20 protein-coding genes and 1 tRNA gene are annotated in these 24,006 nt (G+C 43.2%); 12 read left to right on the top strand and 9 right to left on the bottom strand.

Features of this window, described 5'->3' with window-relative positions:
- Positions 1-13: 13 nt before the first annotated feature.
- The gene (gene prsK / locus DXX94_RS12515; RefSeq protein ID WP_116016329.1) at positions 14-2,041 is read right to left on the bottom strand and encodes an XrtA/PEP-CTERM system histidine kinase PrsK; all 2,028 of its coding nucleotides are present in this window, start codon (positions 2,039-2,041) and stop codon (positions 14-16) included.
- Between the two features lie 282 nt (positions 2,042-2,323).
- Between prsK and DXX94_RS12510 the strand changes: the two genes are divergently transcribed.
- The 7 genes from DXX94_RS12510 to DXX94_RS12480 all read left to right on the top strand — a co-directional run bounded on the left by DXX94_RS12510 (position 2,324) and on the right by DXX94_RS12480 (position 8,441).
- The gene (locus DXX94_RS12510) at positions 2,324-2,998 is read left to right on the top strand and encodes a hypothetical protein (RefSeq protein WP_116016327.1); all 675 of its coding nucleotides are present in this window, start codon (positions 2,324-2,326) and stop codon (positions 2,996-2,998) included.
- An 89-nt stretch (positions 2,999-3,087) separates the two neighbouring features.
- Positions 3,088-3,372, top strand: a complete 285-nt coding sequence (locus tag DXX94_RS12505; protein ID WP_147302284.1) for a hypothetical protein — start codon at positions 3,088-3,090, stop codon at positions 3,370-3,372.
- Positions 3,369-4,295, top strand: coding sequence for an HprK-related kinase A (locus tag DXX94_RS12500; protein WP_181901555.1), 927 nt, complete (start codon positions 3,369-3,371; stop codon positions 4,293-4,295). The genes DXX94_RS12505 and DXX94_RS12500 overlap by 4 nt, the downstream gene beginning before the upstream one ends.
- The gene (locus DXX94_RS12495; protein WP_116016321.1) at positions 4,292-5,428 is read left to right on the top strand and encodes a nucleotidyltransferase domain-containing protein; all 1,137 of its coding nucleotides are present in this window, start codon (positions 4,292-4,294) and stop codon (positions 5,426-5,428) included. Before DXX94_RS12500 ends, DXX94_RS12495 begins: the two co-directional genes overlap by 4 nt.
- A gap of 42 nt (positions 5,429-5,470) precedes the next feature.
- Positions 5,471-5,547 (top strand) — tRNA-Arg (locus DXX94_RS12490).
- A 220-nt stretch (positions 5,548-5,767) separates the two neighbouring features.
- Positions 5,768-6,538 carry a UDP-2,3-diacylglucosamine diphosphatase gene (locus DXX94_RS12485; RefSeq protein ID WP_116016319.1) on the top strand — a complete coding sequence of 257 codons (771 nt, stop codon included), beginning with the start codon at positions 5,768-5,770 and terminating at the stop codon, positions 6,536-6,538.
- Positions 6,539-6,725: 187 nt separating this feature from the next.
- On the top strand, positions 6,726-8,441 hold the full coding sequence (locus DXX94_RS12480; protein WP_116016317.1) for a GNAT family N-acyltransferase: 1,716 nt from the start codon (positions 6,726-6,728) through the stop codon (positions 8,439-8,441).
- 120 nt (positions 8,442-8,561) lie between these two features.
- Here DXX94_RS12480 and dapE read toward each other — a convergent pair whose 3' ends face one another.
- Positions 8,562-9,743: a succinyl-diaminopimelate desuccinylase gene (dapE, locus tag DXX94_RS12475; RefSeq protein ID WP_116016315.1), complete on the bottom strand. Its 1,182-nt coding sequence runs from the start codon at positions 9,741-9,743 to the stop codon at positions 8,562-8,564.
- A 193-nt stretch (positions 9,744-9,936) separates the two neighbouring features.
- Here dapE and DXX94_RS12470 point away from each other — a divergent pair, with 193 nt between their 5' ends.
- The 4 genes from DXX94_RS12470 (at position 9,937) to DXX94_RS12455 (ending at position 14,831) form a co-directional block, all read left to right on the top strand.
- Entirely contained in the window at positions 9,937-11,055 is a 1,119-nt protein-coding gene (locus DXX94_RS12470; protein WP_116016313.1) for a ketoacyl-ACP synthase III, read from the top strand.
- An 85-nt stretch (positions 11,056-11,140) separates the two neighbouring features.
- Positions 11,141-11,782, top strand: coding sequence for a single-stranded DNA-binding protein (locus tag DXX94_RS12465; protein WP_116016311.1), 642 nt, complete (start codon positions 11,141-11,143; stop codon positions 11,780-11,782).
- Between the two features lie 149 nt (positions 11,783-11,931).
- Complete coding sequence (locus DXX94_RS12460; protein WP_116016309.1) at positions 11,932-14,076, top strand: SHOCT domain-containing protein; 2,145 nt, start codon at positions 11,932-11,934, stop codon at positions 14,074-14,076.
- A gap of 263 nt (positions 14,077-14,339) precedes the next feature.
- Positions 14,340-14,831, top strand: a complete 492-nt coding sequence (locus DXX94_RS12455; RefSeq protein ID WP_116016307.1) for a TVP38/TMEM64 family protein — start codon at positions 14,340-14,342, stop codon at positions 14,829-14,831.
- A 35-nt stretch (positions 14,832-14,866) separates the two neighbouring features.
- Here the strand turns inward: DXX94_RS12455 and DXX94_RS12450 are convergent, their stop codons facing one another.
- The 3 genes from DXX94_RS12450 to ccoG are packed head-to-tail and all read right to left on the bottom strand — an operon-like array spanning position 14,867 to position 17,920.
- A complete protein-coding gene (locus DXX94_RS12450) occupies positions 14,867-15,505 on the bottom strand; it encodes a thiol:disulfide interchange protein DsbA/DsbL (RefSeq protein ID WP_116016305.1) in 639 nt (212 codons plus the stop codon).
- Between the two features lie 10 nt (positions 15,506-15,515).
- Positions 15,516-16,493, bottom strand: coding sequence for a serine/threonine protein kinase (locus DXX94_RS12445; RefSeq protein ID WP_116016303.1), 978 nt, complete (start codon positions 16,491-16,493; stop codon positions 15,516-15,518).
- Positions 16,493-17,920 (bottom strand): cytochrome c oxidase accessory protein CcoG, encoded by a 1,428-nt coding sequence (gene ccoG, locus DXX94_RS12440; RefSeq protein ID WP_116016301.1) that lies wholly within the window; start codon positions 17,918-17,920, stop codon positions 16,493-16,495. Before ccoG ends, DXX94_RS12445 begins: the two co-directional genes overlap by 1 nt.
- A 157-nt stretch (positions 17,921-18,077) precedes the next feature.
- Here ccoG and DXX94_RS12435 point away from each other — a divergent pair, with 157 nt between their 5' ends.
- Complete coding sequence (locus DXX94_RS12435; RefSeq protein ID WP_116016299.1) at positions 18,078-18,431, top strand: hypothetical protein; 354 nt, start codon at positions 18,078-18,080, stop codon at positions 18,429-18,431.
- On the opposite strand, the gene DXX94_RS12430 is transcribed toward DXX94_RS12435, so the two are convergent.
- The 4 genes from DXX94_RS12430 to hutG form a co-directional block, all read right to left on the bottom strand.
- Positions 18,408-20,744 (bottom strand): FdhF/YdeP family oxidoreductase, encoded by a 2,337-nt coding sequence (locus DXX94_RS12430; protein WP_116016297.1) that lies wholly within the window; start codon positions 20,742-20,744, stop codon positions 18,408-18,410. The two genes, DXX94_RS12435 and DXX94_RS12430, sit on opposite strands and share 24 nt — an antisense overlap.
- Before the next feature lie 2 nt (positions 20,745-20,746).
- Positions 20,747-21,643, bottom strand: coding sequence for a formate dehydrogenase accessory sulfurtransferase FdhD (gene fdhD, locus DXX94_RS12425; RefSeq protein ID WP_116016295.1), 897 nt, complete (start codon positions 21,641-21,643; stop codon positions 20,747-20,749).
- 83 nt (positions 21,644-21,726) lie between these two features.
- Positions 21,727-23,106 carry a formimidoylglutamate deiminase gene (locus tag DXX94_RS12420; protein WP_116016293.1) on the bottom strand — a complete coding sequence of 460 codons (1,380 nt, stop codon included), beginning with the start codon at positions 23,104-23,106 and terminating at the stop codon, positions 21,727-21,729.
- A gap of 12 nt (positions 23,107-23,118) precedes the next feature.
- Positions 23,119-23,919, bottom strand: a complete 801-nt coding sequence (hutG, locus tag DXX94_RS12415) for an N-formylglutamate deformylase (RefSeq protein ID WP_116016291.1) — start codon at positions 23,917-23,919, stop codon at positions 23,119-23,121.
- Positions 23,920-24,006: the final 87 nt, after the last annotated feature.

Here is a 24,006-nt window from a genome sequence, read left to right as displayed (position 1 = left end):
TTGCCTTATTCAATCACGCACATGGTATGTTCAAGATAAAGGTACTTCCCTTATGTTCTTCGCTCGTCACCGAAATTGCCCCACCTTGAGACTCAACAAATTGTTTCGCCTCAAATACGCCAATACCCATGCCAGCGTTACCTTTGGTTGTGTCAAAAGGCTTAAACAAACGGTGCTTGATAAATGACTCACTCATACCTACACCATTGTCGCTAACGGTGATCTCAACGTTATTATTTTTAGAAGTGATCTGAACTTTCACCCAACCGTTATCGTCTGTCGCTTCCTGAGCATTTTGCACAATATGGTTTAAAACAGGGCTAAGCTCTTCATTTATTTCGATGTTTAATTCTCCATCAATTTGAACGTCAACACTAGGTTTATTTAAATTTCTTTGTGCAATCACTTTATCGATAAGTGACGACAACATAATATTTTGGTTCTTATGTTCGGATTGCTGTTTGTTGCGTAATTGCTGAAGCACTTTGTCGAGCCGTTCTGTCGCAGATAACACCGTTTCAAATACATCATCAACAAAAGCAGGGTTATCACGGTGTTTAGCAACATTGCTGTTGATCAAAGCTAGTTGGCCCTGAATATTCTTAAGATCATGTACCAAGAATGCCGACATTCGGTGAAAAGCTTCAAACTGTTTAGATTCAGCGAGTTCGCTGTTCGCTTCATTCAGCGAGATAAAATTGCTTAGCTGCTTAGTTACCGCAAATAGCAAATCTCTATCTTCCCAATTTAAGAACGTTTGATTTTTGCCTCTAGCCAACATGAACAATCCCCAAATTTCATTGTTATGAATTACAGGAATAATCAAATCAACATTGGCTTCCCGAAGTGCAGTTAACTCAAGTGATAAGCCTTGGTAAGCATCCTCAACAAAAAGATACTCTTGCACATCAATGATCCAGCCAGATTTATGGCAAAAATCGGCAATAGCCGTTAAATTTTTATGCACTTGTTCATCAAGCGACATATCCATATTGGTCGTGCTAACTACGTTAAAGTGATGATCCGCAGTTTTTTTAATTAAACAACCGCCAGGTGCATCGATCGATGAACAAATAACTTTTAACGATGTTTGATAGCTGTCTTCACTTTCACTTGCTTCAATTTGTTCAATAGAGCGAAGCCACTCAATGCGATAGTCATACTTATTGGCAAAAAAATGTTTGGTAATAAAGACTTTGACTTCACGACGTAACTTCTCTGTTAGTAGCAAGGCTGCCAATACAGCCATTCCAAGTGCCGCAAAAGAAATACTGAGTACATCACCCCATTCACCACCAAATAGTTTCAACGCGTAGCCTGCGAATGACAACGTGAGTAAGTAGCCACCAGCTATTAGTATCATAGAACTGTAAAAAACGACTTCGCGCGAAACAAAAACATCGACAGACCAGTCTTTAATACGGCGAGCACTAACCAAGAAAAATGGCATACCTAGCGCGATAACATACCCTCGTGCATACCAAAAGTTAAAATCAAGCTGGTCAAGCATTGAGGCTTGCGCAAAGATAATAAAATCAACCACAGTAATTACGCCAAGCGAAATCACTAACGGCCACAACATCCATTTTTCTCGTGACTCGGCATTACGATAAAGTTGCTCGAGGAGCACAATGACAAATAAATTTAGAACGAGAAATAATAAAAAGAGCGAGTTACTGCCGAGCTCTGTGTGATGAGCAAGAACCCAAGTAACTGCTGATAATACAATTAAACTCACTACATACTTGAGCAGCCAAGGCTGTTGAAGTAACTGAGACCATGTTATTAACCTCGCACGAGCAGCAAACAAAAATATTACTAAGCACAGTAACTTGATATTTTCTGCAAGCAAGACCGGCTTCAGCGAGCTGCTAAAATAAACTTGAACCAAACCAGTTACGGTGGCAACCAAAGTGAAGAATACGCTGCTGGCAATCAACACTGCGATGAGCGACTTCTTTCGAATAACAATAAGTAAAAAGAAAAAGACTAAATAAGCAAGCGACGCTGCCCCATAGCCAGTAATGGCAACCCAATTCATCCAACTTCTCAATTTTATTATTTTGACGATATAATTAAGAACACTTGCTTAAATTGCAACCAAGAGTTAACTACATTAATAGTGTATGCTACATTTACAGTTTAGCCTTGGCCCTCACTAATTAGCATTGCAACATCATGTTTTTAAATGTGAAATTATAAAGGTCTAATTTTTGCTTGGTAAAGGTTTAAACAGGGCATGTAAGTGCATGTCTGTAAATTATATTGACAGATGCGACGGACACAGTGGCGCAACTATGAATGATTTAGGGAATATTTTGAAATGTCTAACTTGTCTAACAAAGTGCAGCTAAACGATGTTAAGCCAGGCGATGTGAACCCCGAGCATGTAGAACAATCGAGAAGCGATGCTAGTTCGCGAAGAAGCTTCTTGAAAAAAGCGTCGATTGGCGCGCCAATTGTTGTCGCATCCTCTGCGAAGCCAGCTTGGGCAACCGCAAAATGTATGTCTGGAATAATGTCTGGAAACCTATCAAACCACGACAATAAGAAGAAGTGTGATTTGACAAGCCACAATGCTAAGGATTGTCACTATTGGAAGCACAAATACGTCGGCTATTACAAAAGACATCAAGGTAAAACTAAACAACAAGAATGTAATATACTTGGTATCGGTTTGCACGAATACGATACATACAAAAACCGCTATTACTTTTGGGATCATTACAACAACAGACCATTATTTTTAACTATCAAACGTGGTAATTCGATGGGCAACTATCGCATGAAAGAATTACTAAATTCACACGAACTTTTTTACCAAGAAGTTTCAGCCGCGCGTTTAAATGCTGCCACTTGTACAATTGATCCAGGCTGTATTATGTACCCATATACGGTGCAAGATGTCGATCAAATATATGCTGATACATTGATGATGAATAAGTTTGAGAAACTAAACGAAGTTGCGCTAATGTTGCAAGGTATTAGACTGGGCTAGTTAGCGCTAACCCAGCGTGCTATCTCAAAGTTAAAACTTCAACATATTAATTATTCAAATGACAACAAAACACTAAGGATGTTGTAGTTTTGCGCAGTATTCTCAAACCCCATGGTACTATGGTCGCATCTTTCGCTGATGGTGATGAAAATGCAGTCATTTTTTCTGCTATAACGGGGCAGTCTCATTTAGTCGACAGTGCCGTCATTGATTTTTTAGATGTTTTGCCTAGTAATGTCTTTATGTCTGAACAAGCCATTTTAGATGCTTGTGGTGAAGACACTAAAGACGAGCAGAAAGTACTGTTAACTCACTACATTACCGATATAATCAATAATTTATTAGCCCACGAAATTATTAGCTGTTCAGAGTGAAACTAAAGGATTTAACATTATCAAATGCCCACCAGCGAAGTACTCATGACGGCTTAAAACTGGCTATTGGCCCGTTCAACTTCTCAATAACAACTAACTTTAAAGATGTCACCAAAAACCTATATCGACTTTACGGTCATTTCGATATAGCACCAGTAGATCAAATAATTGATTTTGAAATCGCGATAAAAAAACCTAACAATATTCGACGATGCTTTAAGCCGCAGGCTTTCTTCTATCTTGACGGTAAATCTCCTTTTTTACCGTTACCCGCCGCTCAGGCTTTCCCGCTGCTAGAATGGGGCATGAATTGGTGTATTGCACAACACGATCAAGAGCAACTCACCATACATGCCGGTGTTTTAGAGAGAGATGGGGTAGCTGTTATATTGCCAGCCGCTTCTGGCTCAGGAAAAAGTACACTAACAGCCATTCTAGTGCAGCAAGGCTGGCGCTTGCTATCGGATGAAATGACACTTGTTGACCTAGAAAATTTGGCGATAACACCAATCGCACGTCCAATCAGTTTAAAAAACCACTCTATTGAGCTGATCAAATCACTGGATGAAAGTGCTTTGTTTTCCGATATTGTCAAAGACACTAATAAAGGTACCATTGCGCATTTAAAACCAAATGATACTGCAGTCGATAGCATAAATCATAAGGTCACCCCCACGGCAATTATCTTTCCTAAGTACGAGTACCAAGCTCAAGTATCAATGACGAAAATTGAAAAGGGCCAAGCATTTATGCGCACAATTGACCAATGCTTTAATTACAGTTTACTTGGTGAAGAGGGCTTTAAGTGCATGGAACAGTTGATCAAAACCTGCGATTGTTACGAGTTTGTCTATAGTTCAACAGCAGATGCAATTGCCGCTTTTGATACCATAGCTAAGCAAGCTGATGGATATGCGAAATGACAACATCCTTGTTAGTAGATTTACTTCAGCAGCCTAAGCGCATTATGACACTCTCCACTCAAGAATGGAGTTTACTGCTGGGTCAACTCAGAACTAGCCAGCTTACCTTGTATTTTTATGCTGCGATGGAAAAAAACGCGTTAACCGAGCATATACCCAATAAAATCTATCGTTATATTAACGCTGAGCAACGTAAAGTCGCTTTCCAAAGGCGCCAAGTTAACTATGAACTTGAGAAAATCAACAACGCACTTCAGCAGGTAGATATTAAAGCAACTTACCTCAAAGGAGCTGCCTATTTAATTGCCAATCTAGCTATTGCCAATTGTCGAATATTCTCTGACATTGATATCTTAGTTGACCAAACATCTATAGATAAAGCGGAGCGAGCGTTAAAGTTGATTGGTTTTGCATCGCAAAAAACTGATGATTACGACCAACAATATTACCGTCAATACATGCATGAAATTCCGCCAATGCAACATGTCACTCGCGGTACAGTCGTTGATGTGCACCACAATATATTACCTGTATGCACGTATAAACCTATTGATATCTCGTTATTTTCAACCAAAAAGGTAGCTTTTAAAAAAGCAAACAAACAAGAGCAAACATTAGCGGTTTTCTCATCTAGCGCGATGTACCTGCACTGCGCGATTCATCTTTTTCACGAAGGCGATTTTGACAAAGGCCTCAGAGATCTTGCCGACTTGGCAATCATGTTCACCGAATTTTCTAATAGTAGTGACGACTTTGGACCGCAACTCATTAGCCTCGCCCAACAAAGCAACCAACAAAAGTCATTGTTTTTTGCGCTAAGGTACATTAACAAAGTTTTCTCAACTCCACTAAATGATGATTGCCAGCAGTTTGTTGACGAGTTTGCAGCGGATTATCGCTATAGCCGCCTAAGCGACTTTATCTTCTTAAACATTTTGTCCCCCTACCACCCCAGTTGTGAAAGCAGTAAAGTTAAGTTCGCCCGTTTACTAGCCTATATTCGCGGACACCTACTAAGAATGCCTTTACGTCTTTTACTACCACACCTGATAAGAAAGTTTTTCGTACAATTAACAGCAAGTAACGACAACTCAACAACCAACAATCAGAATAAAGTTAGGCCGGATATATAGGGCTAGACAAGATTAAGTATTCCCTATAGTATTGCCCGCGCTGCACCCATAGCTCAGCTGGATAGAGCGCTGCCCTCCGGAGGCAGAGGCCGCAGGTTCGACTCCTGCTGGGTGCGCCATCGCTTTATTATTCTCTCCTTGCTTAGCTTTAAAAAACTCTTCAGTGATTCCATTCGTCACTCACTCGTAAGTAAACCGTAAGCATTTGTTTAAAAAAGCGTCACAGCTCTGACATAAATCACTTCTAGCATAGCCCCCGTAAGTTCGGTTATCGGCAATACGACCCCAGCAATATTTACCGACAGCATTATTTTCCAACGGCATTGAGCAAAGTACACTATGAAACAACATCATCGCACGGTTTGGTTGTCTGATATTCATTTGGGCTGTAAAGATTGCAAAGCAGATTTGCTGCTCGATTTTCTTAAATACAACACCATGGACACGCTCTACCTAGTGGGTGATATCGTCGATTTTTGGGCATTGAAGCGTCAGTTTATGTGGCCAGAAAGCCACAACCGTTTACTTCACGCCCTGTATCAAAAGTCACTCGATGGCACACATGTAGTCTACTTGCCAGGCAACCACGACGAAATCATTAAGCCATATGCCAATATGCTATTCGGCAAAATCGAAATTAAAAAACGCCTTGTGCACACCACAGCACAAGGTAAGCAACTATTGGTATTACACGGTGATGACTTTGATGGCGAAGTTTGTTTGGGTAAATGGCAAGCTTGGCTTGGCGACAAACTTTATGATGTGCTGCTCTGGCTAAACCGCAACCTCGATCATTATCGCAGAATGCGTGGCTTTCATTATTGGTCGCTGGCCGCTTACATTAAAAAACGAATTAAAAAAGCAAACGAAGCCATCGCCCGCTATCGTGACGCAACGCTTAAGGAAGTTGCCCGAAATAATTTAGATGGCGTGGTATGTGGCCATATCCATCACCCCGAAATTGTTGAGCAAAATGGCTTGCTATATTGCAATGACGGTGACTGGATTGAAAGCTGCAGCGCCCTTACTGAAAATGCACATGGTGAGCTTAATTTATGCTACTGGACAACAATGCAACCTAAGCTGACCGTTGTCTCTATGGCGAGCTAATCGTTGTGCTAAGAGTTTTACCTTAATGCTTGTTAAGCACTTTTTAGGCATAGCTAACAGCTCCTTTAGAGTCTCAATAACAATGGTCATAAAAGCATCATCTAGCTGTCACCTTTTATTCATCTGCTTCACTTAACTTGCACAAAAGCTTGCCACAGAGTGAGTATTTCAGGTGTAAGGAAAGAATATGTTTCGAGTTGATGATGTAGTTGCACAAAATCTACCCACACTTAATGATAAGCCTTGGTTAGCCAAACCTGTAAAAGCCGCTTTAAGAGGCTTGTTGCACGAAAAAGAGTTCTTAGATTTCGAACAAAGATATCCTCACCTCACCGGCTTAGATTTTGTTGAACAAGTCCTGAATATGTTCAATATCAGTTATTCAGTGCGTGATTCAGAGCGTGAAAATATCCCCTCGACAGGACGCGTCGTTATCATTGCCAATCATCCTATTGGCTCGCTCGACGGCCTTGCGCTAATCAAAATGGTTGCCGATATTCGCCGTGACGTCAAAGTAGTAGTTAACAGCCTATTGATGAACATCAAACCGCTCAGCCCGATGTTACTACCCGTTAATAATATGGGCGGCAAAACTCCAAAAGAAAACTTACAAGCCATTCATGAGCACCTAGCACAAGACAGCGCAATTATTGTGTTTCCAGCTGGCGAAGTGTCGCGTATTCGCCCAGCTGGCGTTAGAGATACCAAGTGGCACGCTGGCTTTCTAAAATTTGCACAAACGGCGAAAGCTCCCATCGTACCTGTCTATATCAAGGCGAAAAATTCAGCGGCCTTTTATGGCGTTTCTATGATGTATAAACCTGCATCAACTTTGCTCCTAATCAACGAGATGTTTAAACAACAGCAAAAAGACATCCCGATGCGCATTGGGAAGCAAATTCCATTTGATAGCTACCATGGTATGCCGCTTGATATTAAAACCAAAACTAAGCTGTTTAAGAAGCACTTATACCGTTTAAAAAACAATAAAGCCGATATATTTCAAACACAAAGCGCGATCGCCCCGATAGAAGACCGAAAAGTGCTGAAAAAAGCTATTAAGCAATGTGAATACCTAGGCACCACTCAAGATGGCAAAGGAATCTACTTACATCGCGCAGTTGAAAATGACCCGATCATGCGAGAAGTCGGTGTGCTACGTGAAATTGCCTTTCGTATGGTCGGCGAAGGTAGCAATTTACGACGTGATATCGACAAATACGACAGCCACTATTTCCACTTAATTTTGTGGGACAACGAGGAGCTAGAGATCGTCGGCGCCTATCGCCTAGCTGACACGCAAGCAGTACTTGATCAGCAAGGATTATCCGGTTTATACACTCACTCGCTCTTTGAACTCACAGAACAAATGTCACCTTATTTATCACAAGGTTTAGAGCTGGGTCGCAGCTTTGTGCAACCTAAGTACTGGGGTAAGCGCAGCCTAGATTATTTATGGTATGGCATCGGGGCTTTCTTACAAAAGTACCCTCATTATCGCTATTTGTTTGGGCCAGTAACCATGAGTAATGCACTGCCGCAATCAGCCAAAGAACTGCTAGTGTATTTCTATCAATTGTACTTTGGTGCAGACCGCGATATCGCGCCATCGCGATCTCCATTTACTTTAAACCAGCCAGCGATGGAACAGCTAAAGTCACAATTTGTCGGCGATGATTACAAAGCGGACTTCGCCAAACTTAAGCACCTACTTGCCAATATGGGAACAAGCGTGCCAACACTTTATAAACAATACAGTGAATTAACTGAAGCTGGCGGAGTGAAATTTATCGACTTTGGCGTCGACAAAGACTTTAACGACTGTATTGATGGTTTAGTATTGCTAGATATCACTCAACTTAAACGAAAAAAACGCGAGCGCTATCTGGGTGAAAACGAATAAAGCGTCACAAAGGTTTACTTAATAACACTCATTGATTGGCAGTATTCAGGTGTAGCTTGAGTGCTCCCAAAAAACTGCCGTAAATCTTACACAAAGTAAATACAGCACGCTTTTAGTTTCTTAATCTATGGCCATCAAGCGCACCAATAACCCCTGATAGATTGCTTGTAGTTGTTGCAGGTCAGAAATTTTTACACGCTCGTTAACTTGATGAATTGTGCAATTTGGTACACCTAATTCAACAACCTGACAACCAGTCTGAGCGATAAAGCGCCCGTCAGATGTACCACCTGAAGTCGATAACCTTGGAAAACGCTTGGTTACTTGATAAATCGCTTGTTCGACCTCACCAATTAAGTTCGGCTTATCATCCACAACTTCCGTCAAATAAGGACAGCAAGGGCGCAACCATTCAATCGCGATCGTTTTTTGTAATTGGCGCAAGCCATCTTCTATTCGTTGCACTATGGTTTGTTCGCTGTAAAAATGGCTGTAGCGAATGTTGAAACACAATTTACTTTGGCCAGGAATGATATTGTCAGTCCAACGACCAGTATCAATGGCGGTAATTTGCAAACTTGTACCGGGAAAATCATCACTCCCCTCATCCCAAGACAAATGATTCAACCAAGAGGCAATATCTGCCGCCGTATGTGCGGCATTATCAGCAAATTGTGGATAAGCAGCATGACCTTGCCTGCCACTAATGGTCAATTCGGCAGAAATTGCGCCACGCCGCCCAACTTTGATTACATCACCAGTTTTTTGGCTGGCCGTAGGTTCGCCGATAATACAGTAGTCAGGCAATAAATCATGTGCCGCTAGGTGATTCACTATCGATTTTGTGCCAAATTCAGCTTCACCCTCTTCATCGCTGGTAATCAATACTAAAAACGTGAATTTTTGTGTGTTAATGCAATTTATTGTGGTTGCTATTGCTGCAAGCATCGCGGCGATTCCACCTTTCATATCGGCTATACCGCGACCAATAATCTCATCACCTATTAAGGTTGCAATAAAAGGGTCAGTGCGCCAGTTATCTTCATCGCCAGCAGGCACAACATCGGTATGACCGGAGAAAGCAATTTTCGTATCACCTGCGCCTATTGCCGCGACTAAATTAGCGACTCCGTTATCGGTAAATTGATGTGTTTTAAAACCAAGCCTACGCAAAACCTCACCAATGTAGTCCTGACAACCGACATCCATCGGCGTTATCGAGGGACGATTGACAAGATTTTCAATGTGCTCGAACAGTAAATGGTGTTCAGATGAAGAAAATTTTAGTGACGAAAGAGACATAACAATTCATACACTTTGCCAATTTTATCGTCAGCTTAGAAGACGTTATTGACAGTTCGGTGACAGTTCGGTGTCAATGGTATGAAACACTGACAAACGCCACTTTGTAGTAATTTGTATCAAGACTTTTAAAGCACGTTTTAGGTGAGTAGAATGCCGTCAACTACAACAGGATCAATAGAAGTATTAAGCTATGTCTGCAGACACTTTCGCTGAAAACAGTGCCCTACAAAATACCGCAACCTATGCCGAGATTACCGGCTGGGGTAAATGTGTACCACCAGCTGAATTAACGAATGATGATTTAGCTACATTTGTTGATACCAGCGATGAGTGGATCACCACACGTACCGGCATTAAAGCGCGTCGCATTTCCCACGTAAATACGGCTGAATTAGCTGCGCTTGCCGCAAAGCGTGCTATGGCAGCGGCGGGCATTAGCCCAGAAGAAGTTGATTTAGTTGCTTTGGCTACCTCATGTCCAGATACCATAGTGCCGAATACAGCTTCTAAAGTTCAGCAATTGATTGGCGCTAAAAACGCCGCAGCGTTTGATTTAAATTCAGCCTGTACTGGCTTTTTATATGCGCTGCAAAATGCGACAGCACAAGTACGCTCAGGCATGATCAAAAAAGCAGTTGTTATTGGTGCTGAACGCATGAGCTGGTGGGTAAACTGGGCGCTACGTGAAACCGCAGTTTTATTCGGTGATGGTGCAGGCGCAGTCGTGATTGAAGCTAGCGATAAACCAGCAGGGTTAGTCCACGCTAAGCTCGGCTGTGATTCAGAAGCTAGAGATATTCTTGAAATTCGCGGTTTTGGTACTGATATGGATCGTTACGAAAACCCACCGTCAGCCTTAGATGTGCACTTTATGGGGCCTGACATTTTTAAACGTGCTGTACGTGCAATGGGACAAGGCTCTGAAACCGTGCTTAAACAAGCGCAGCTTAATGTTGAAGATATTGACCTTTTAGTCCCGCACCAAGCAAACTTGCGCATCATCGCATCCCTACAAAAACAGTTTAAGCTGACTGATGATCAGGTCATGGTAAATATTCACAACTACGGCAACACATCGGCGGCTACTGTGCCAATTGCACTTTGTGAAGCAGTTGAATCTGGTCGTGTAAAACCAGGTGCGAATATTATGACAGCTGCATTCGGTGCGGGTTTAACATGGGGTGCTGGTTATATTAAGTGGGGCGAGCGCGTGACACCAGTGAGCACCTGTGATGAAGAGCTGCCAGCCAACGATAAGTCAGCAAAAGAGTTGTTATCGATAGCAATTAAGCACTGCCTTAATCAATAAAACAATTAACCGCCTGATAAAACTATGTTTTAATTAAAAAGCCGTAACCACGGCTTTTTTTGTTTGTGTTGAAGAGCTAAAACCTATGCCTAGATCTCGCCATCAGTTGTGTCAGGTAACCTTACTGGGCAACCTAGTCGCTAAGCCTGAAATTCGCTATCAAGCGAATCCCGTACTTGCTGTTACAGAGTTAACACTGGCAACAACTCATCGATGGCAAGACAAGCAGCAACAAACCAAAGAGTGGACCAGCTACCACCAAATCAAAGTTGTTGGTAATGCCGTTGAAGAGGCGATAGCACAGGCCAATAAAGGAGACTTGCTGCTCGTCAGTGGTTACCTAGCTACAAATTCAATCAACCGCAGTGAGATTGTTCACGCAACAACTGTTGAGCACTTTGCGAAAGGTTTTACCCCCAATATTAACCAAGTAATTTGCAGTGCGGAACTGGTTTCAAACGTAGAATTAGTCACCAGCGAACGTGGTCAACCCTTCGCACATTTTGATGTAGCCATCGCGCACCAAGCCTATAGCGAACAAAAGCAACAACTTATAGATCACAACATCACTCGAACAGTACAAGTTTGGGGGCACATCGCTAGCCAACTTCATCAACAAGCGAGCTTGGGTGCAAACTTAGTAATTGAAGGGCGACTCACTTATGCTAACGACGCTGAAAAAACACAGCAAATTACCGCCAAGAGCGTTCACGTGTTACTCAAATAAACCTTTAGAAACTGTTGATTTTTCGGTCATTAACAACGATTATTAGAGGACAATAACAAGCTACCAACAAGATCAGTTCAAGTAGATTGCAGTCGGTTGAGGTGCCAATTTTAAGACCAAATGTAGGTTAACTTTACGACACTGTAAGTATGAATACACTTCGTATTATAATTTTTTTAGCCTTTTACTTTTTGCTAGTCGCTTGGAGTTCAAGCGCAGAATTAAGCTTCAAACCTTTTGCTACCTTGCCGAAGCATATTGCCGAGCAGGTGATCGCTATATATCCCACTTCGAAATACGATCAACATTTCATAGTCGCTAGCGCATCTGGAGAGTTATTTATTCTTAATGCGAGTAAAGGTCAGCCTGAACTGACACCGCTGAACCATAACTTACTCACTGAAAACGATAACTCAAGACTTCTTGCCATTGCACTACATCCTAATTTCGACACACGCGAGCAAAACGGCTACCACAAGTTTTATAGTGCTCATCAGGTCGCAATTGATCAAGCCAACACTAAAGCCAGTCGAATTGTAGGTCGGCAATTCAACAAAGACTCTCTGGAGCAAGATATTGTGCTTAAAGAATGGCAATTAAGTGACAGCATTAACCTAGAAGAGGTCACTGTACGAGAGGTGCTGAGAATCGGGTTACCAACATCGAACACTGCAAAAGTACAGCTGGCATTCAACCCTTACCATAGAGCGTGGGATGATAATTTTGGTCTACTCTATGTAGGTCTAAGTGCAATTAAAGGTTTCGCAACTTCACCACTTTATTCGGGCAGCATATTGCGTATCAAGCCCGAGCAATTTGGCTTAAAGCCTTACACTGTTCCGCCAACTAATCCCTATGTGGAAAACGCAGAGATTAACCAAGAAATTTACAGGTTCAGACTGTCACAACTCGGTCATTTCACTTGGCCCGATAGAGTCAATGAAACACTTTGGATTGACCACCAAGACGAGCAGACACACAAGATCAGCCGAGCCTCCAACCCTTTATCCACTGTGTTTCGTTACAAAAACCTTGAGATCAGTGAGTTTCAAATACTTCCCTATTACGGGAACCAAGCAGACCAGCTTTTTGGCTCCACTCTAGTGGTAAGTGTGCATCAAGACCAACCATATCTAGTAAGCCTAACCAAGCATGCCAGTAGCAACGACTACCAATTAACACCTATTATACCGCTCGGCGTTGAGCTACCAGTAAAGTTGTTTCACGATGCAGTTGGCGGCGTACTGATGTATCAACCTTCGACAGGCATATTGTCTCGTTTAGTCAATAACCTTGCCGATTCAAAAGAGACATTGGTTACAGACTCCAATACTGGGTTAGATAAGTTAATCGTTTTTCTGATAATGCTATCGCTGACAAGCTGGGGGTTATGGCATACCTATCGCAAAATTAATAAGCGTAGATTCTCTGTTACCAGTTTTTATCAACAACAGTTTAATCACCTAGAACTATCCAATGACGACAGCGTAATTCATCTGTTTAAACCGCACCAATCCGTCCCTAGTAAGAGCTTAGCAATTGGAAACCTTGCAGGGATCAAACTGCTTATCAACAATATCAGCGTTGTTGAGTTGTCCCATCAACAAGGCATGACTAATGACTTTGATAATATTTGGCGTCAGACATGTAATGTCGAGAAGCGAGAGAAAATGACTGACGGAAAGTTAAGGCATATTCAATTAGCTATAACTGACAATGAGCGGCAAATATATTTAGTTAGTCTGTATCTGCGCAAAGGTGACAATCGTATTTCAAAAGCGAGCTATCAGGCAGCTTTGATCAATGCAGTTGACTGGGCATGGCGTTTATCTACATTAGTTGCACCTGAAACGACGGAGCAGAGGGAAACGTCATCGGATGTAATTATCGATAAATCTAGACCTATAAAAACGCGAAAGACGTTTTTAAACTGCTCTGCACTCGCAAACACAAAAGCAAGTAGTGCGCTCTCTGGTGATAACACCATAAACGTTTCAGACAAAGATAAAGGCGAAAAATGTTCAGAAGAAAGTAAAGTGGAAACCAAAGCAAAGCAAATAGCAGACACTAACCATGAACAAAAAACTGATGTTAATGATTTCCATTTACTTTCAACAGCGAATACAACTGAAGAGTCTAGAGCGCTTGCAGAAAACAATGGATTAACCCGTGGCCAAACTGATGCGCAAATCATTTTAGCGTTGGAAAAACTCGTCAGCCTAAAAAAACAAAATTACCTCACTGAAGAAGAGTTTGAACAAGCAAAAGCTAAGTTGCTTAACGGCTTGATGTAAGCTTCTCTAACCCCTGAAGTAAGCGCTTAAATTTAGCTAGCTTAAGTGTAGCCTTTGCACTCTAGTACTCTGGCTCTCAACTCCCCCCTGCTTTATGTTTTAGCACTCCACTCATATAATGGCAGCACTGCCATTTGCACCACGAAAAGTAGTAGAGCGCCAATATCGACAGCCTAAGCCAATTAATCACGAGTAGCACCTGGTTCACCGCCACACCATCAGGCTTTTTACTTTGTTATCTCATCTTAAGTTTAGCGACTGGGGTGGGGTTACCGCGACAAGTAGCGGCGTTATCTACCGGTATGCTGTTTGGCGCGAAGGTAGGTTTTATGGTGGCTACAGCCGCCACAATTTCTGGTTGTATGCTAACTTTTTTGGCTAGCCGATATTTATTCGCCCGTTGGGTATACCAGCGTTTTCCAAACAAATCTTTGGTTATACATCGCTTTTTATCAGTTAATACTTTTACAAAAGCACTGCTCATTCGAATTTTGCCGCTGGGTAGTAACTTCATCACTAATATTGTCGCAGGAGCAACAAAAATACCTTTTGCCCCCTATGTTGCCGGCTCTGCGCTGGGCTTTATTCCACAAATGGTGATTTTCTCACTGGCAGGCGCAGGCATTAAATTAGCAGCAGAAACTCAACAGCAAATGAGCGTCGCACTAGCTGGGTTAGCGCTAGGGTTAATGCTCATGCTCTACATAAAACATAAACACAAATTACAGGCGAAAAAAAAGCTTAGCCAAGGCTAAGCTTTTCGAAATCATCATTTCACCAAAAAGCGCTATTAGCCTTCTAGCGTAGACAAGTATTTCACAATGTTAATGTAATCTTGTTCGAAGTTATTGCGGTCTAACTTATCAGCATTGATGCGGTATTTACCGTTCACAACGACTGTTGGAACACCAGTTAGTGCGCGTTTTTTAACTAAGTCGTTTTGCATTTTCTTCATCAACTTAGCTTTGCTATTCACTGAAAAGCTCTTAAATGCTTTGTCGAATGCCGCACCATCTACACCGTTTAATACGAAGATGTTGCGAATATCTTTTTCTTCGGTAATAGCACCGCGTTGTACTTGAATGTAGTTAAAAATCGCCGCTGAAATTTTGTCTTCAACTTTTAATTGTTGTGCAGTGGCTAACGCTTTAGTGACCATAAACTGAATTTCAGGCGTCGTAAAACGTAAGAAATCAACGTGGTTACGTTCAAAAGACACACCTTCTGGTAGGCTCTTTTTCACGTTTGCAAAGAAAGGTTCAAAACGCAAACAATGTGGGCAATAAAAAGAAAAGTACTCACGAACTTCAGGCTTTTTCGATAACTGGTCACTCACTTTAGTGTACTGGTTACCTTCTTGGTAATTCGCGGCTTGTGCAGCAAATGGCAACAACATAACCATTAACAAACTAGCAAAAATTTTTTTCATCTCTGTTCCTTTACGGTAATAAGCTTAGCGGTGCCTGCGTTAAGGCAGCGTGTTGCTCTTTCAACACTAACACCTGTTGTTCCCAGTATTTATCGGTATTAAACCACGGGAAGTTACGCGGAAACGCTGGGTCTTGCCAACGTTTGCTTAGCCAAGCAATGTAATTGACTAATCGCATTGTACGCAAAGATTCTATCAAGACAAGCTCGCGCGCATCAAATGAAAAGAACTCTTCGTAACCGCTTAACATGGTGTCTAATTGTAACAATTGTTGCGATCTGTCACCGGACAACATCATCCATAAATCTTGGATCGCAGGGCCTTGACGACAATCATCTAAGTCAACAAAGTGTGGCCCTTGCACGTCACGCCACAAAATATTACCAGCATGACAATCGCCATGTAAGCGAATGCTAGATTTTGGTTGGTACTGACTTAACGCCAGCTGAATTACTTGATCGAGTACCGTAAAAAAAGCATTTTCGATATGCATAGGCACAAAGCCACTATTGGCTATAGTCGCACGTGCCTCAAGCAAAAATTCATTGGTGTTAAATGATGGGCGGTGAGCAAACGTTTTTTTGCTACCCACGGCATGAATACGGCCGACAAAGCGCCCCATCCATTCCAATTGATCTAAGTTGTCTACTTCAAAGATGCGTCCGCCACGACATGGGTAAAGCGCAAAGTGATATCCTTGATGCTCAAATAAACTCTCGCCATCGCGCACAATCGGCGCAATCACCGGAATTTCTTGTTTAGCTAACTCTAGCGCAAAGTCATGCTCTTCTTGAATTTGCGCCAGCTGCCAGCGCTGCGGCCGATAAAACTTAGTGACCCAACGATCACCGTGTTCATCCTGAAACTGATAAACACGATTTTCATAGCTATTAAGTGCCAATAAACCCGATTCAGCATAAACGCCAATGCTTTCTAAGCCGTCTAAAATGAGATCCGGCGACAGTGAAGAAAAATCAAAAACTGCCATTAGCGCTTCTTAAAGAAGCGACTATCGTGAGCTAAACGCACATCACTATCTTGCTCGGCAAGTTCAACAACAAAGGTAATATCAGTCATATAGTCTTTCAATTCGTATGGGTCAACGGCAATACTAATTGGCAGAGTATATACTGATGCTGCCTTAACAAACACCTCGCTTTCACCTATCCATTTAGCGCCGTCAATTCCTTCAACTGACAATCGATACGTATTGTCTTGCTGCGACTTATTCAGAATTTTCAGGGTGTAAACGTTTTCCACTTCACCGTTAAAATTCTCGCGAGCTAACTCATTACGGTCGCGAATAATGTCCATCGAAACGGGAACACGAGTGGCAATTTCATAACCCAATAATGAAGTCATAATGATCATCAAGGTTGCATAACCAACTAATTTGCCACGCAAGATATGGACTTTCTTGCCTTTAAGCTCATGTTCTGTGGTGTAACGAATCAAGCCAGGTTCGTAGTTCATTCGCTCCATCACGCCATTACAGGCATCCACACAAGCACCACAGTTAATGCACTCGTATTGTAAGCCGTTGCGAATGTCTATGCCGGTTGGGCACACCTGAACACATAAATTACAGTCAATACAATCCCCTAATCCTAAAGCTTTAGGGTCTTGTTTACGGCCACGTGCGCCGCGATTTTCTCCTCGGTTATAATCGTAAGAAACCGTTAATGTATCTTTATCAAACATTGCTGATTGGAAGCGTGCATATGGGCACATATGCAAACACATAATCTCTCGCATCCAACCGGCGTTACCGTATGTACAAAAGGCAAAAAACCAAACAAAGCCCGCTGCCATCAGCGAGGTTTCAAGTGTGAAAAAGTCGATAAAAAGTTGACGAACAGGAGTGAAATAACCAACGAAAGTGAGCGCCGTAAGCACAGAGAAAAATAGCCAACAGAAGTGTTTTAGTGCCTTTTTGCGCAGTTTAGTGGCATCCATTTTTTGCGCATCGAGCTTTTTACGCTGGTTGGCGGTGCCCTCAATTTTTTCTTCAAACCAGATAAAAATAAAGGTCCATACGGTTTGCGGACACATGTAGCCACACCACACACGCCCTAAAAAGGTAGTGACAAAAAACAGTAGAAAAGCGCTTAAAATAAACAGCCATGCCAGCAAGGTTAAATCTTGCGGCCACAAGGTTAGGCCCCAAATATTAAAGCGCTGCTCGCCAATATCGAAGAGTACCGCTTGTTGGCCATTAAAGTTCACCCAAGGAATGGCTGCAAACATAAACAAAAAGACGAAATTCATCTTTTGTCGCAACTGTTGATAGAAGCCCGTGACTTTTCGCACATAAATTTGGTCGCGCGGCTTGTAGTGCTCTTGGCTACCACCTTTAGGTTGATGAATTTCTACATTCTTGACGGGAATTGCTGATTTACCGCCTAGCTCTTTCATGTTGTCACTCACTCTAAACCCTAGCCCCCTGGGATGATTGAATTTCGTTATGCACTAGCACGCAATGTAATCGCTGTTTGATTTTTATTCTTCGATGAATTTATTCTTCGAAGAATTTTGATTATGCTAATGCCACTTCACCATTATATGATAAGCCATGAAAAATATATTGATCTTAATCGTCTTCGCCGCTGTTTTTCTTCACTTTTACCCGCAACCTGCGGTAACCACTTGGTATGAAGAAAAAAAAGAAGCGATGCTTGAGATGTTCTCCGATGCTACAGATACCAAAGTACGCCTAAAAGCCGATCGCGTTTTTAAAGATATTGAACCTAAATTCAATCAATTCAGACCCAGCGAAATCAAGCGCGTGGAACAAATCACCAGCTCACGTAAAGCCATCGTTAGCTATTACAATGAATATTGCGCCAATAAACGTGATACTAAGTTATACGCAAAGAATCAGGCACTTGTTTGCCAAACCATGTCAAAGTATTCGAGTTTCTTCTAAGTTTGGTTGATGCGGCGTGATCACAATGGCGATCGATTTTGAGGTTGGCGTAAAGCTTTGCTGACCAACACTGGCGAGCGGTACTAGCGCGTTAGCCTCAGGAAAATACGTAGCAGTATTGCCCGCTGGCATATCGTAAGGAATTAAACGAAAACCTGTGACCTTACGCGTGATTTCATCTGGCCAAAGCGACTCAATATCCACTAATTGCTCGGCGCACATACCTAGTGCCTTAATGTCGTCAGGGTTTATCAGCAGTACCTTACGTTCACCGGAAATACCGCGGTACCTGTCTTCAAAGCCATATACAGTGGTGTTGTACTGATCATGCGAGCGAAGTGTCTGTAAGGTAAACACGCGATCGCTAGATAATGCCCGCACCGACGCAGGCACTATCGCTTCAGGCAATGAATGAGACAAAAATTGTGCTTTTTGTTGCGATGTTTGCCATAGGCGTTCAGCAGCGCTATTCCCCAAGTAGAAGCCACCTGGCGCAGTTAATCGCTGATTCATGTTGTGAAAACCAGGAACGACTTGGCTGATTAGCTCTCGAATACTGCGGTAATCTGTAATCAACTCCTGCCAGTCAACGGGTGAATTGCCTAACGTCGCTTCAGCGATACCCGCGACAATTGCCGGCTCTGAGCGCATCTCCCCCACCTCACTTGCCACTACGCCAGCCGAGGCATGGACCATAGAAAACGAATCCTCCACTGTTACTTGCTGTGGCCCACTTGCTTGTTGATCAATATCTGTGCGCCCTAAACAAGGTAATATTAATGACTGTTTGCCAGGCGTTATATGGGTGCGATTAAGCTTAGTAGCAATATGAACGGTTAGCTGGCAATTCGCCATCGCCTGTTTGCTTAATTCGGTATCGGGTGTTGCCGCAACAAAGTTACCACCGAGACCTACAAATACTCGACTGCGACCTGACAGCATAGATTCAATGGCTTGTACGGTATTGTGACCATGGGCTCTAGGAGGTTCAAAATCAAAAACCACCGCTAATTTTTTTAAAAATGCAGGATCTGGCTTTTCGTTAATTCCCATGGTGCGATCACCTTGCACATTCGAGTGCCCACGTACCGGACACAATCCTGCACCACGCTTACCAATTTGACCAAATAGCAGCTGTAGATTGGTCATTTCCTGAATAGTGGCCACTGAATGCTTGTGCTGCGTAATGCCCATTGCCCAAGTGAAAATCACTCTATCCGAGTTTTGGTATAGCGTTGCCGCTTGTGCTAGCTGCCACTGGCTAAGCCCAGATTGCTGCTCGATATGCTGCCAATCGGTGGCATCAACTGCGGCTAAATAATCCGCCATTCCCTCGGTGTGCGCCGCAATAAAGTCGAGATCGAATACTGAAGCGCCTTTTGCCAATGCTTGTTGATGACGTTCGGCTAGCACTTTCACTATGCCACGCACCGCTGCCATATCACCGCCAAGGTTCGGCTGAAAGTAATGACTGGATATTTGGGTGGCACCACCTGTAAGCATTTCGGTGGTTGATTGCGGATTCGTAAAGCGCTCTAAACCTCGCTCTTTTAACGGATTAAAACTGACTATCGTAGCGCCACGGCGTGATGCCTGACTTAACGTATCCAACATACGTGGATGATTCGTGCCCGGATTTTGCCCAAAAATGAATATTGCATCAGCGTGCTCAAAATCGGTTAAAGTGACAGTTCCTTTGCCGACACCAATTGCTTGTTTTAACGCTACGCCACTCGCTTCATGGCACATGTTGGAGCAATCAGGAAAATTGTTCGTACCATAAGCGCGCACAAATAACTGATATAAAAATGCCGCTTCGTTGCTGGTACGTCCGGAAGTATAAAATTCTGCCTGATTTGGACTTTCTAGCTGTGTTAAATGCTCGGCAACAAGGGAAAAAGCCTGATCCCAGCTAATCGCTTGGTATTTGTCTAAGGCGCTATCATAGCTTAGCGGCTGCGCCAGCCGTCCTTGATCTTCTAAAAAGAAATCACTTTGTTTTGCCAGCCAACTCACCGTATGCTGAGCAAAAAACTGTTCACCTACGCGACGCCCTGTTGCTTCCCAGTTCACGGCTTTTGCGCCATTTTCACAAAAGCGAAAACGCCCGGGCTCATCCTTTTCTCCCCAAGCGCAACCTGGGCAATCAAAGCCATGAGTTTGATTGGTTTTTAGTAGGTTTTTAATGTTTTTAGCAACATTATCACTACGCAACAAATGCTTGGCTGTGCTTGCCAGTGCCCCCCAGCCACCAGCACTACCTTGGTACTGGCTATAAGGTTTTTTTTGATTGGCATTCGATTTATCTGACATAGCTAATTTTCCAACGCCAACTGAGATTGGCCGCAATAGACATTGGCTTGTTGTGCCTTTGTAAAACCAATGAGTGCAATATTAAAATGTTTAGCTGTTGTTATCGCTAAATCGGAGGGTGCGCCGACCGCGACAATCACAGGAATACGTGCAGCTACTGCCTTTTGCACTAGCTCGAAACTGATACGGCCACTGAGTACCAAAGCGCTTTGCGTTAACGATAAGTTACTCTGATAGGCATGCCCCAGCAGTTTGTCGACGGCATTATGACGACCAACATCCTCTGCAACAACCAGATCATTTGCTGTATCAGCCTGCCAAAGCCCTGCACCATGACTGCCGCCGGTTTGCAGAAAGAGTGATTGTCGCTCTCGAAGCTCACTGGGCAGTGAAAGCAACTGTTCTGGCTTTAACCAGCTACGCCTAGGGTTAAGCGGTTCAAACAATAACGCCAGCTGCTTTAATTGGCTTTGTCCACAAACACCACAACCAGACTGACTAACAAATACCCGCTCAAAACGCTGCCAGTCAACCTCAATATGCTGCTTCAGCTTCACTTCCGCTAAGTTATCTTCTTCAAGTATTAACGCCTCAACCTCTGCCAAGGTGCTAACTACACCTTGTGAAATCAAGTAACCGAAGACTAATGCCTTATCATCGCCAGGAGTGCGCATGATGACTGCTAGTGAACGACGCTGCCAGCGCCCCTGCTGGGAATAGCTCAGCATAATTTGCAGGGCTTGTTCGCTTGCCACACTATCGCTCATTGGCGCTAATTTGACTTGTCCACTACCAATCTGCTCAGCGTCTATTTGCTCAGGGCCTGTGTGTTCGAAGCTTGGAGCCGAAATCACTAGCTGGGTTTTATTGATAACAGTCGCCTGATTCGTTGATTCCACGTTGGGCAATTAATTTCTCTATCTATGTCATTGGTTACGGGTCACTCGTTCTAGCTCAGTGGTTCTAGATCAAGGGTTTACGTTCAGCGCTTTAATCGTGCCAATAACGCGCTAAATTTCTCGTGTGTTGCTTCCTCGTTAAGGTGCTTGCCCTCAGTCACAACCCATTGGCCATTCACCATAACGTCTGCAATAGCATTGGCGTGTGTGGCAAACACTAAGCTATCAAGGCAATATTTTGCGCCACTGGCATATACGGAAAGTTTAGCTTCATCTAAAACAAGTAAATCAGCTTGTTTACCGACCGACAACTCTCCCGTATTAGACGAGGTACTTTGCGCGCCGCCTTTAGCTGCCGCTTGCCATAAATATTGACCTACTGACGGTGTCTGAGATGTAGCCAACACTGCGCGCTGCTGCTTCGTTAAGCGCTGGGCATACTCTAACCAACGTAATTCTTCCACTGGGCTAACTGAAATATGGCTGTCAGAGCCTATTGCCCAACTCCCTTGCTCATTAATAAATTCCGTGGTCGGGAATATTCCATCACCTAGATTAGCCTCTGTTGTTGGGCAAATGCCAGCAATGGCACCACTGGCAACAATACCTTGTCGTTCCTTAGCATCAATATGAGTAGCGTGAATTAAACACCAATGCTGATCGAGTTCAACATTATCTAACAGCCACTGCACTGGGCGTTTTTTATAATGTGCCAAGCAATCATTCACTTCTTTTTGCTGCTCGGCAATATGAATATGAATAGGTGCGTGTTTATCTTTGCTTCGCACATATGAAACCGCTTCAAGCAAAGAAGATTTATCAACCGCACGCAGCGAGTGAGGCGCAATACCTACATTGCTGTTAGGCTGGCGCTCAGCAAGTACAAAGCAATCATCAACCAAAGCATTAAACGCATTCATTGAGTGGATAAATCGCTTTTGGCCATCATTTGGCGTCTGCTCGCCAAAACCACTAAAGCGATAAAGCACTGGCAACATTGTCAGACCGATGCCACTGGCCTTTGCCGCATTAAAAATAGCTTCAGCCATTGCCGCAGGTTTTGCATGTACATGCCCCTGGGGATCGTGATGCAAATAGTGGAATTCAGCAACACGGGTGTAGCCTTGTTTGACCATCTCAATATATAGCTGCTCGGCAATCAATTGCGCATCGTCAACCGTTAGTTGCTCAAGGAACTGGTACATAATATTGCGCCAAGTCCAAAAGCTATCTTTCATCTCGCCTTGGCTGTTTTCACTGCCCTGTTCACTGAAGCCAGCAAATGCGCGTTGGAATGCGTGAGAATGACAGTTCACCATACCCGGAATAACAATACCTTTAATGACATCGGCGTCGGATTCACAGCCTTCAGCCATTGCGGTGATCAAGCCATTATCGATAGTGATAATTTGGTTTTCCTGCCAACCCTTGCTGGTTAACACTTGTTTAGCAAAAAGTTTCATTGCAACACCACGCTATTTATTACGGCTAATTTGGGCACCAAATGCGATTAAGGCGCTCACCAAAGATTTAAGTTTAGGCTGCACTTGCTCAGCTCGACTTGACGAGTAGCTTAAGCTTTGTTCGTCCATATAAGTAATTTGTGACAACTCTAGCTGCAGTGCATGGATATTTTGCTCGGGATTGCCATACGTTCGAGTAATATAGCCGCCTTTAAATCGGCCGTTAGTTACTTGGCTATACGGCGCGAAATTGATTGCTTCAACTTGCTCGATTAATGTAGGTGCACAGCTTTTGCCATCAGCACTGCCAAAGTTGAAGTCAGGCAAACGGCCATCAAAAAAACGCGGCACATGTGACAATATTGAGTGGGCTTCTAATAACACCGCGCCACCAAATTTTTGCTTAATCGCCGCTAGTTCGTTAGCAAGCGCTTGGTGATAAGGTTGCCAGTAAAGCTCGACACGGCGCTCAATTTCAGCGGACGACGGTACTTTTCCGTCGACATAAAGTGGCGATAAATCAAACGCACTGGTCGGGCACAGCTCGGTGCTATTTGCGCCTGGGTAGAGGTTTACGCCTTTAGGATTACGATTTAAATCAATCACATAACGATTGTACTTAGGCGCAATAATACTTGCTCCCATCGCCTCGGCAAAATCATAAAGTTTATCCAAGTGCCAATCGGTGTCGCGAACCGCTAGGCCATCCGCTGTCATATTGGCGGCGATATCATTGGGAATAGCTTGACCATTGTGGGGCATGCTGATCAAGAGTGGCGTCGAACCTTGGTGTAGCGAATAGCTTTCAGTCATCACGTGAAATTGTATATACAAGTTGTGTTATTAATTTACCATGCCGCTCAGAAGCAACGCAACTTACGCTAATAACCTTTACCTGCT

It is taken from the genome of Thalassotalea euphylliae (genome assembly GCF_003390375.1).
GTDB classification, from domain to species: domain Bacteria; phylum Pseudomonadota; class Gammaproteobacteria; order Enterobacterales; family Alteromonadaceae; genus Thalassotalea_F; species Thalassotalea_F euphylliae_A.
This window is presented reverse-complemented; position numbering and strand designations above follow the sequence as displayed.